Below are 9,441 nucleotides of genomic sequence, written 5' to 3' on the forward strand. Positions count from 1 at the left end.
CCTCGCGGTCGGGCGGCAGCGGCATGTCGGCGTAGACGGCCAGCGGACGGTGCTGATCGTCCAGCAGTCGGTACATCGTCGGCCGGCGTCCGAGCGGCGCGGGCGGTACGCAGCGCCTGTCCCGGTTGGTCGGCCCGGCGAAGGCCAAGGACATCATCTTCACCGGCCGGATGGTGGACGCCGCGGAGGCGCTCGCCATCGGGCTGGCGGACCGGGTCGTCCCGGCCGACAAGGTCTACGACGAGGCGGTCGGCCTCGTCCGGGCGTACGTGGGCGGCCCCGCGCAGGCCATCGCGGCGGCGAAGGCGGCGATCGACGGCGGCCTCGACCGGGATCTGGCCGGCGGGCTCGCCTGGGAGTCGCAGCTGTTCGCGGCGCTCTTCGCGACCGACGACAAGCGCGAGGGCATGGCCGCGTTCGTGGGCAAGCGTCCGGCGGAGTTCACCGGCCGCTGACCGGCAGACGCTCAGGAGGCCGCGTCATCCCCCCATGACGCGGCCCCGGCTCAACGGCGCGGCCCCGGCTCAACGGCGCGGCCCAGCGGTAACAGCCACGCCCAGTTCGTCATCCGAAAAGAGGCGACTCGCCGTGCTTGAGGGCGTCGGCGGCATGGGCCAGAACCCATTCGAAAAGACATGATCATCCGGATTGGCCGCGATGACCGCATGCGCCGGATCCCCCAGAATCCGCATTCTCATCCCGATTGCCGCCCCGAGAAAGACAATTGTCACTGCAATGTCGAACCGGCCAGGTCGATCGAGTCCTCGGCGCTCACGACCGCCGTCGAGCGACTCCGCAATGGACACGGGTGGTTCGGGCAACACCGTCGACGACACGTCGACCTCCTCCGAGATTCGTTGGGCCTAACGTCGGAAAGGAGACAACGGGGACTGTGTCCTTGATATACGTTCCCCGGCAGTCGACGGGGATTCCCATGCTTTGCCGGTGGCAGCTCAAGGAAAGTTGACACCCGAGGAGAGCCGACGCTCGAGGAAGGGCCGATGGCCACGGTCAGACCCGGTTCCACCCTCCCTTCGCCGCAAGCCCCGAGCGCGACCGTCCAACTCTCCGTCCCGCCCCGCCGCCGACGGCCGGTCGACCTGCCCTGGCCTGCGCCGACGCTGCTGATGGCCGCGTTGGCCGCCTGGTATCTCGGCCGCCCGGCGCTCTGGGCGGACGAACTCGCCTCGGTCAACGCCGCGGTGCTGTCCTGGGGCGGGCTCCGGGAGCTGTTGAGCGAGACCGATCTCGTGCTGGCGCCCTATTACGCGTTCCTGCACGTCTGGACGGCGATCGCCGGGACCTCCGAGGTCGCCGTCCGGCTGCCGTCCGCGGTGGCCGCCGTCGGCACGGTCGGCGTCACCGCGACCGTCGGGGCTCGGCTCTGGGGCCACCGGGCCGGCGTACTGGCCGGACTCGTGCTGGCGGTGCTGCCGGTGTTCTCGCGTTTCGCTCAGGAGGCCCGGGGTTATTCGCCGGCGATCTTCGGATTCGCGTTGGCGACGCTGCTCTTGCTGCGCTGGGTCGAGCGACCGGGCCCGGCCCGGCTCGCGGCGTACGCGGTCGTCCTCGGCGTCGCCGTGCTTCTGCTGCCGTTCGGCGCGATGATCCTGGCCGCCCACGCCGTGCTCGCCTGGCCGGCGTACGCACGGTGGACCTGGCTGGTCAGCGCGGGTGCCGCCGGCCTTCCCGGCGTCGCACTGTTCGCCGTCGCCGCGTCGACCCAGCGCGCGCAGATCTCCTGGATCCCGCTGCTCGGCTGGGCGGGCAAGAACGGCGTGGTGGAACGGGCGTTGAGCGTCGCCGGGCCGATCGCCGTGACCGCGACGCTGGTCATCCTCGGGCTGCTCGCCGTACGCCGGGAGCGCCGGGTGCTGGCGATGGCGTGCTGGGGTCTGCTGCCGATCGGACTCCTGCTCGCGGCGGGGATGGTGGCCCCGATCTGGGTCTCCCGCTATGTCGCCTTCACCCTGCCGGGGCTCGCCCTGCTCGCCGCGTCCGGGCTGAGCCGGTTGTCCGTACGCCAGGCGACGGTGGTCGTGGCGTTGCTGGCGGTCTTCGGCGCGGCCAACAACGTGATCATCCGGCGGCCGGACGGGCACACCCAGGCCGGCCGCCGCATCGCCGAGATCATCGGTCCCCGGTTCCGGCCGGACGACGTGGCGGTCTACGGCGACAACCATCCGTCGATCCCGTGGTCGCCGCGCGACATCGTCGCCCGGTATCTGCCCGCCGGCCAGACGCCGCGCGACGCGCTGATGGTGAGTCCGCAGCGGACCGGCGGGCACTTCCTCGCGGTGGAGTGCGCCGACGTCGCCGGCTGCGTGGGCGCCGCGCCGCGGATCTGGGTCATCCGCGCCGACGATCCCAGCGATCCGCGCGACGGCCTGGACGGCGGCAAGACCTCGTTTCTCCTGGCCACCTACACCGTCAGCGAGGTCTGGCGGTACCCCTTGCTCACCGTCGCGCTGCTCGACCGCAAGTAGGGGGCCATGGACGCGAAACAAAGGCGAGAGTCCTTCACATTTCTAGAGAGCGTGGGTAGGCTGCGCCAATGACCGAGACCATCGAGGGCCACGGCGGCGCGCTCGCGCTGGCCGCGCTGCGGCAGGCGGGCGTACGGGAGTTGTTCACCCTCTCCGGCGGGCACATCTTCCCGTTCTACGACGCTGCGGTGCAGGCCGGCTTTCCGCTGTACGACGTGCGGCACGAGCAGACCGCGGTGTTCGCGGCCGAGGCGGTCGCCAAGCTGACCCGCCGCCCGGGCGTCGCCGCGCTTACCGCCGGCCCCGGCGTCACCAACGGCATCTCCGGGCTGACCAGCGCGTACTTCAACGCCGTGCCGGTGCTCGTGCTCGGCGGCCGGGCGCCGCAGTTCCGCTGGGGCTCGGGCAGCCTGCAGGAGATCGACCACATCCCGCTGGTCGCGCCGGTCACCAAGGTCGCGAAGACGGTCACCGATCCGGCGGAGATCGCCCGGGACGTCAAGCACGCGCTGGAGGCGAGCCTCACCGCCCACAGAGGACCGTCGTTCCTGGACTTCCCGCTGGAGGTCGTGTTCAGCACCGGCGAAGCCGTCGTCGAGGCGCCCGAGGTCGCGGTGATCGAACCCGATCCCGACGACGTGGAGAAGGCGGCCCAGCTGCTCCGGAACGCCCAGCGGCCGGTCATCGTCGCCGGGTCCGACGTCTACGCCGGGGACGCCGTCGAGGCGTTGCGAGCGGCGGCCGAGGCGTTGGGCGTACCAGTCTTCACCAATGGTATGGGCCGCGGCGCCTTGCCGCCGGAACACCCGCTGGCCTTCGCGAAGTCCCGGCGCGCGGCCTTGGACCGCGCGGACGTGGTGGCGGTGATCGGCACGCCGCTGGACTTCCGGCTCGGTTTCGGCGACTTCGGGTCCGCGCAGGTCGTCCACATCGTCGACGCGCCGGCCCAGCGGGCCCAGCACGTCTCCGTCGCGGTCTCGCCCGCGGGCGACCTCCGGCTGATCCTCACCGCGTTCGCCCAAGGGGTACGCGCGACGCACGCGGACTGGGTCGGCGAGTTGCGAGCGGTGGAGACGGCGGCGGCCGAGAAGCACGCGGCCGAGATGGCGGCCGAGACCGAGCTGATCAAGCCCGCGCGCGTCTACGGCGAGCTGCGCAAGGTGCTGGCGCGCGACGCCATCACCATCGGCGACGGCGGCGACTTCGTCTCCTACGCGGGCCGCTACCTGGAGCCCGCGCAGCCGGGGACGTGGCTGGACCCCGGACCCTACGGGTGCCTGGGCACCGGCATGGGCTACGCGATGGGCGCCCGGGTGACCCACCCGGATCGGCAGATCTGCGTCCTGATGGGCGACGGCGCTTCCGGATTCTCGCTGATGGACGCCGAATCCCTGGTACGCCAGAAGCTGCCGGTCGTCATCGTGGTCGGCAACAACGGCATCTGGGGCCTGGAGAAGCACCCGATGCGGGCGGTCTACGGCTACGACGTGGCCGCCGACCTGCAGCCCGGCCTGCGGTACGACACCGTCGTCGAGGCGCTCGGCGGCGCGGGCGAAACGGTGTCCGACGCGGCCCAGCTCGGTCCGGCGCTGCGGCGCGCGTTCGACGCCGGAGTGCCCTACCTGGTGAACGTGCTGACCGACCCGGCGGACGCCTACCCCCGCTCCGCCAACCTCGCCTAACCCACCCTGCGCCTCCGCGCTCGCTCGCCCACCGCGCTCGCCCACCCACGCTCGCTACGCTCGCTCGCCGCGCTCGCCCACCCACGCTCGCTGCGCTCGCTCACCGCGTTGATCATGGAGTTAACTGTGGTCTCGACGGTGTGGCGTGACCGGAAAGCCCATGATCAACGCGACGGCGCGCGGGAGGGCGGAGCCCGTAACGCGAGTCGGGCAGAATGGGCCGGTGGAGATCTCGCTGCTGGGGCCGTTGGAGGCGCGGGCCGACGACGGCACGCGCCTCGACCTCGGCGGCGTACGCCTGCGCCGGTTGCTGATCCGGCTCGCGCTCGATCCCGGACGGGCCGTGAGCGCGGCCGGGCTGGTCGACGCGGTGTGGGCCGAGGACGTCCCGGCCAATGCCGCCAACGCGTTGCAGGCCCTGGTCAGCCGGCTGCGCCGGGCCGGTCTCCCGATCGAGGCCGCGCCCGGCGGTTATCTGCTGCGCGTACCGGCTGACGCGGTGGACGCGGTGCGATTCGAGCGGCTGGCGACGGCGGGCCGCGTCGAGGAAGCGCTCGCGTTGTGGCGGGGGGAACCGCTGCCGGAGGCTGAGGGCGCCGAGTTCGCCCAGGCGACGCTCGCTCGCTGGGCCACCCTGCGCGACGAGGTACGCGAGACGCTCTTCGCGCGGCAGATCGAGGCGGGCACGGTCGAACTGGCCGCGTTGCAGGAATTGGCGGCCGCCCATCCGCTGCGGGACCGCCCGGTCGAGCTGCTGATGCGGGCGCTGCTGGCGACCGGGCGCGGCCCGGAGGCGCTGTCGGCGTACGAGCGTCATCGGGAGGTGCTGGCCGATCAGCTCGGCGCCGATCCCGGCCCGGCGCTGCGGCAGTTGCACGTCGAGGTCCTGCGAGGCGACGGCGAACCCGCCCGGGCCAAGGGACCCCGGACGAACCTGCCCGCCCAACGCACGAGTTTCGTCGGCCGCGACGCCGATCTGCTCCGCGTACGCGAGACGCTCGACCGGTCGCGGCTGGTCACCCTGACCGGGCCCGGTGGTTCGGGCAAGACGCGGCTGGCGCTCGAAGTCGCGAGAGGACTGCTTCCGGCGTACCCGGAAGGGGTGTGGCTGGTCGAGCTGGCCCCGGTGACCAAGCCGGAGGACGTCGCCCCGGCGGTCGTCTCCGCGCTCGGCGCCCGCGCTCGCGCCCTGCGTAAGGACGTCTTCTTCGACACCGCCGACCCGCTCGACCGGATCCTGTCGGTGCTGGCGGAGCATCGGACGCTGCTCGTCCTCGACAACTGCGAGCACATGGTGGACGCCGCCGCCCGGCTCGTCGACGAACTGCTCGCCGCGTGCCCGCTGCTGCGCGTGCTCGCCACCAGCCGGGAGCCGCTGGGCGTACCGGGGGAGGCGTTGTGGCCGGTGGAGCCGCTGCGACTGCCGCCGCCGGACGCGACGGTGGCGCAGGCGCTGACCTTCCCGGTCGTGCAACTGCTCCAGGAGCGCGCCCGTGCGGTCCGGCCCGACTTCGAGATCGACGTGGCGGGCCTGGAGATCTGCCGGGCACTGGACGGCATGCCGCTGGCCATCGAATTGGCGGCGGCCCGCCTGCGCAGCATGCCGGCTCGACAACTGGCGGATCGGCTCGACGACAAGTTCCGGCTGCTGCGCGGCGGTTCCCGGACGGCACTGCCCCGGCATCAGACGCTGCGCGCGGTCATCGACTGGAGCTGGGACCTGCTCGGCGACGACGAACGCCGGGGCTGGCAGCGGCTGGCGATGGCGACCTCGGTGGTCAGCGTCGAGCTGGCCGAGGCCCTGCTCGGCCCGGACGCCCTGGACGTCGTCGGGGCGCTGCTGGAGAAGTCGCTGATCCGGGCGGAGGGCATCGGCTACCGGATGCTGGAGACGATCCGGGAGTACGGGCTGGAGCGGCTCGCCGAGTCCGGCGAGGAGGCCGACGCCCGCAAGGCTTGGACGGAGTACTTCGTCGGGCTGGCCGAGACAGCCGAGGCTCGGCTGCGTACGGCCGATCAGCTGCCCTGGCTGCGGCTGCTGGAGACCGAGCACGACAACCTCCTCTCGGTGCTGCGCTGGGCGGTCGCGCACGGGCAGAAGGAGACCGCCGTACGCCTCATCGCCGGCCTCGGCTGGTACTGGTGGCTGCGCAACTACCGGTCGGAGGCCACCGTTCTGGTGGAGGACGCGCTGAACCTGCCGGGCGAGGCGCCGGTGCGGTACTTCGCGCTGGCGAAGGTGTTCTCCGCGGTCATCTACGTCGAGACCTTCGGCGACTTCGAGCACGCCACCCGGGTCCTCCACGAGGCGGCCGAGATCGCCCGAGGCCACGAGTCGGAGCATCCGATGCTGCGGCTGGCCGAACCGATGCGGGCGTTGATGTCCAGCGGGATCAACGGGCTCGGCAGCGAGGCGGAGATCCTGGCCCGGTACTTCGAGGACCCGGACCCCTGGGTCGCGGCGACCGCTCGTGCGCTGCACGGGCACGCCGCGATCAACCTGGGCTGGGACCGTGACGTGGCCGTCCGCGACTTCACGGCGGCGCTCGAACGGTTCCGGAGCATCGGCGACCGCTGGGGCCTGGCGCTCGTCCTGGACGCCCTCGGCACCATGGCCAACAACGTGGGCGACTTCGCCGCCGCGGCCCAGTATGCCCGGGAGACCATCGGCCTCTCCGCGGAGCTGGGCGCGCAGGAGGATCAGGTTCAGCAGTGGATGAACCTGGCCTGGGCGCTCTACCTGGCGGGGGAGTTGGACGCGGCGCGGGACGCCATCGAGACGGCCACTCAGCTGGCCCAGGACGCCACCCAGCCGCACGTCCACGCCGTCGTCTCCTACGGCCGGGGCAACCTGGCGCGGCTCGAAGGCGATCTGCCGACCGCCCGGCGGTTCATGGAGACGGCGCTGGCGCAGCTCGGCCCGGCGTCGTCGGCCCCGCAGTTCCGCGCGATGATCCACAACGGCCTCGGCTACACGCTGGCCGCCGAGGGCGAGTACGCGACGGCGTTCCGAGAGCACCGCACAGCCTTGGAGGAAGGGCTGTCCGCCGGGGACTCGCCGATCGTCGGGATGGTCCTCATCGGCCTGGCCGACCTCGCGGAGCGGCAGGGGGAGATGACGAAGGCGGCGATGCACCTGGGCGCCGCCGCCGAGATCGTCGGGGTGGAGGACCAAGCGGTCGTCGACCGGGTCCGGGTCGAGTCCGCGGTACGCGCCGCGCTCGGCCCCTCGGCGTTTGCCGAAGCGGTCGAGCGCGGCCGTGCGTACACGATGGAGAATGTGCTGGAGCTGCTCTGACCGCCGGGTCAGACGCGGCGCTTGAACCGCCAGACCGCGAGCGGAGCGAAGACCGCGAGGATCGCGGCCGCCCAGGCGAGTGACTGGAGCACGGGCGTCGCGACGTCGCCGCCGTTGAGCATGGCGCGGACCGCGTCGGCCAGGATGGTGACCGGATTGATCTTCACCCAGGACTGCAACCAGCCCGGCATCGACTCGGTCGGCGCGAAGATGTTGCTGGTGAAGGTCAGCGGGAACATGAACGAGAACATGAAGATCTGCACCTTGTCCTCGGCCGACGCGACCACGCCGACGAGCACCGCGATCCACGCGACGCAGAGGCAGAAGACCAGCATGAGCCCGAAGGTGCCGAGGACGCCCCAGAAGCTGGTCTGCACCCGGAAGCCGAGGATCAGCCCGAAGCCCAGCAGCAACGCGACCGACCAGGCCTGCTTCACCGTGTCGGCGAGGATCCGCCCGGCCAGCGGCGACCACCGCGAGATCGGCAGCGACCGCAGCCGGTCGAAGACGCCCTTGGTCAGGTCGTTGTTGAGCAGCAGGGCGATGTTCATCGTGGCGAAGATGGTGTTCTGCACCAGGATCCCGGGCAGGGCGAAGGCGAGGTACTTGTCCGTCGACCCGGCGATCGCACCGCCCAGCGTGTAGGTGAACAGCAACAGGAACATCAGCGGCTGGATGCTGAGATCGATGATCTCGAACGGGTTGTGCTTGATGCTGACCAGGCTGCGCCAGGCCAGGGTGGCCGTGTTCTTCAGCCCGGTCAGCGGGCTCACGCGGCTGGGGACGGCCAGAGTGGTCACGCCGGGACTCCTTCTTGGTCGGTGCGGTGGCCGGTCAGGCTCAGGAAGACTTCGTCCAAGGTGGACGTGCGCAGGGTCAGCTCGGCCACGGCCACCTCGGCGTCGTCGAGGCGGCGGACCACGGCGGGCAGGGCCGCGGGGTCGGTCACCTGCGCGGTCACCACGCTGTCCGCGATCTCCGGACTGGTACGCGCGACCTCGGCGACGACCTTGGTGACGATCTCCAGATCGGTCGGGTCGACGGGGCGTACGGCGAGGGTCTGCGCGCCGGTGCGGGACTTGAGTTCGGCCGGGGTGCCCCCGGCGATCACCTTCCCGTGGTCGACCACCACGATCTCGTCCGCCAGCTGGTCGGCCTCCTCGAGATACTGCGTGGTGAGCAGCACGGTGACGCCGTCGGCGACCAGGGCCCGGACGATGTCCCACATCTCCAGGCGGGCCCGGGGATCGAGGCCGGTGGTGGGCTCGTCCAGGTAGAGCAGCCGGGGCCGGCCGACCAGGCTCGCCGCCAGGTCCAGCCGCCGTCGCATACCGCCGGAGTAGGTCTTCGCCGCCCGGTCGGCCGCATCGCTCAACGAGAAGTCGGCGAGCAACTCGGTCGCCCTCGCCCGGGCGTCCCGGCGGCCGAAACCGAGCAACCGGCCGATCATCAGGAGGTTCTCGACACCGGTGAGGCTCTCGTCCACACTGGCGTACTGGCCGGTCAGCCCGATCAGGCCACGGACCTGGTGCGCCTGGCGTACGACGTCGAACCCCCCGACGACGGCCCGCCCCGCATCCGGCGTCAGCAGTGTGGCCAGAATGCGGACCAGCGTCGTCTTCCCCGCCCCGTTCGGACCCAGTACGCCGAGCACGGAGCCGGTCCGGACGGCGAGGTCGACGCCGTCCAGGGCCTTGGTCTCGCCGTAGTGCTTGACCAGCCCTTCCGCAACAATCGCGTTCGTCATGCCCCGGACTCTGCCGAGGGGTACTGACACCTCGCTGACAGGCCGCTGACGCTCCCTGACGCCCCGCTCGCCGCCGCCGCGCCGCTCGCGGCTGCCGCGCCGCTCGCTGCCGCCGCGCCGCTCGCTGCCGCCGCGTTGATCATGGAGTTAACCGTGGTCTCGACGGCGTGGCGAGGGGGCAAACTCCATGATCAACGAGGGCGCCCACGGGGCGAGGGATCAGAAGGC

At 71.8% G+C, this 9,441-nt stretch carries 6 protein-coding genes and 1 pseudogene; 4 read left to right on the forward strand and 3 right to left on the reverse strand.

Annotation, left to right across the window (positions count from 1 at the left end):
• Positions 1-77: 77 nt before the first annotated feature.
• Positions 78-455: pseudogene (locus tag AB0M47_RS40480) on the forward strand (enoyl-CoA hydratase-related protein); the annotation flags it as partial.
• A gap of 69 nt (positions 456-524) precedes the next feature.
• Here the strand turns inward: AB0M47_RS40480 and AB0M47_RS40485 are convergent.
• Positions 525-836, reverse strand: a complete 312-nt coding sequence (locus AB0M47_RS40485; protein WP_363423715.1) for a hypothetical protein — start codon at positions 834-836, stop codon at positions 525-527.
• Positions 837-1,001: 165 nt separating this feature from the next.
• On the opposite strand from AB0M47_RS40485, the gene AB0M47_RS40490 reads away from it, so the two are divergent.
• From AB0M47_RS40490 to AB0M47_RS40500, 3 genes are all read left to right on the forward strand, one after another.
• Positions 1,002-2,486: a glycosyltransferase family 39 protein gene (locus AB0M47_RS40490; protein WP_363423717.1), complete on the forward strand. Its 1,485-nt coding sequence runs from the start codon at positions 1,002-1,004 to the stop codon at positions 2,484-2,486.
• A 68-nt stretch (positions 2,487-2,554) separates the two neighbouring features.
• A complete protein-coding gene (locus AB0M47_RS40495) occupies positions 2,555-4,168 on the forward strand; it encodes an acetolactate synthase (protein ID WP_363423719.1) in 1,614 nt (537 codons plus the stop codon).
• 223 nt (positions 4,169-4,391) lie between these two features.
• Entirely contained in the window at positions 4,392-7,466 is a 3,075-nt protein-coding gene (locus tag AB0M47_RS40500) for a BTAD domain-containing putative transcriptional regulator (protein WP_363423721.1), read from the forward strand.
• 8 nt (positions 7,467-7,474) lie between these two features.
• Here the strand turns inward: AB0M47_RS40500 and AB0M47_RS40505 are convergent, their stop codons facing one another.
• Both AB0M47_RS40505 and AB0M47_RS40510 read right to left on the reverse strand, forming a co-directional pair.
• Positions 7,475-8,266 carry an ABC transporter permease gene (locus tag AB0M47_RS40505; RefSeq protein ID WP_363423724.1) on the reverse strand — a complete coding sequence of 264 codons (792 nt, stop codon included), beginning with the start codon at positions 8,264-8,266 and terminating at the stop codon, positions 7,475-7,477.
• Entirely contained in the window at positions 8,263-9,213 is a 951-nt protein-coding gene (locus tag AB0M47_RS40510; protein WP_363423727.1) for an ATP-binding cassette domain-containing protein, read from the reverse strand. The genes AB0M47_RS40505 and AB0M47_RS40510 overlap by 4 nt, the downstream gene beginning before the upstream one ends.
• Between the last annotated feature and the right edge of the window lie 228 nt (positions 9,214-9,441).

Origin of the sequence: Hamadaea sp. NPDC051192, assembly GCF_040682475.1 — a bacterium.
Taxonomy (GTDB): domain Bacteria; phylum Actinomycetota; class Actinomycetes; order Mycobacteriales; family Micromonosporaceae; genus Hamadaea; species Hamadaea flava.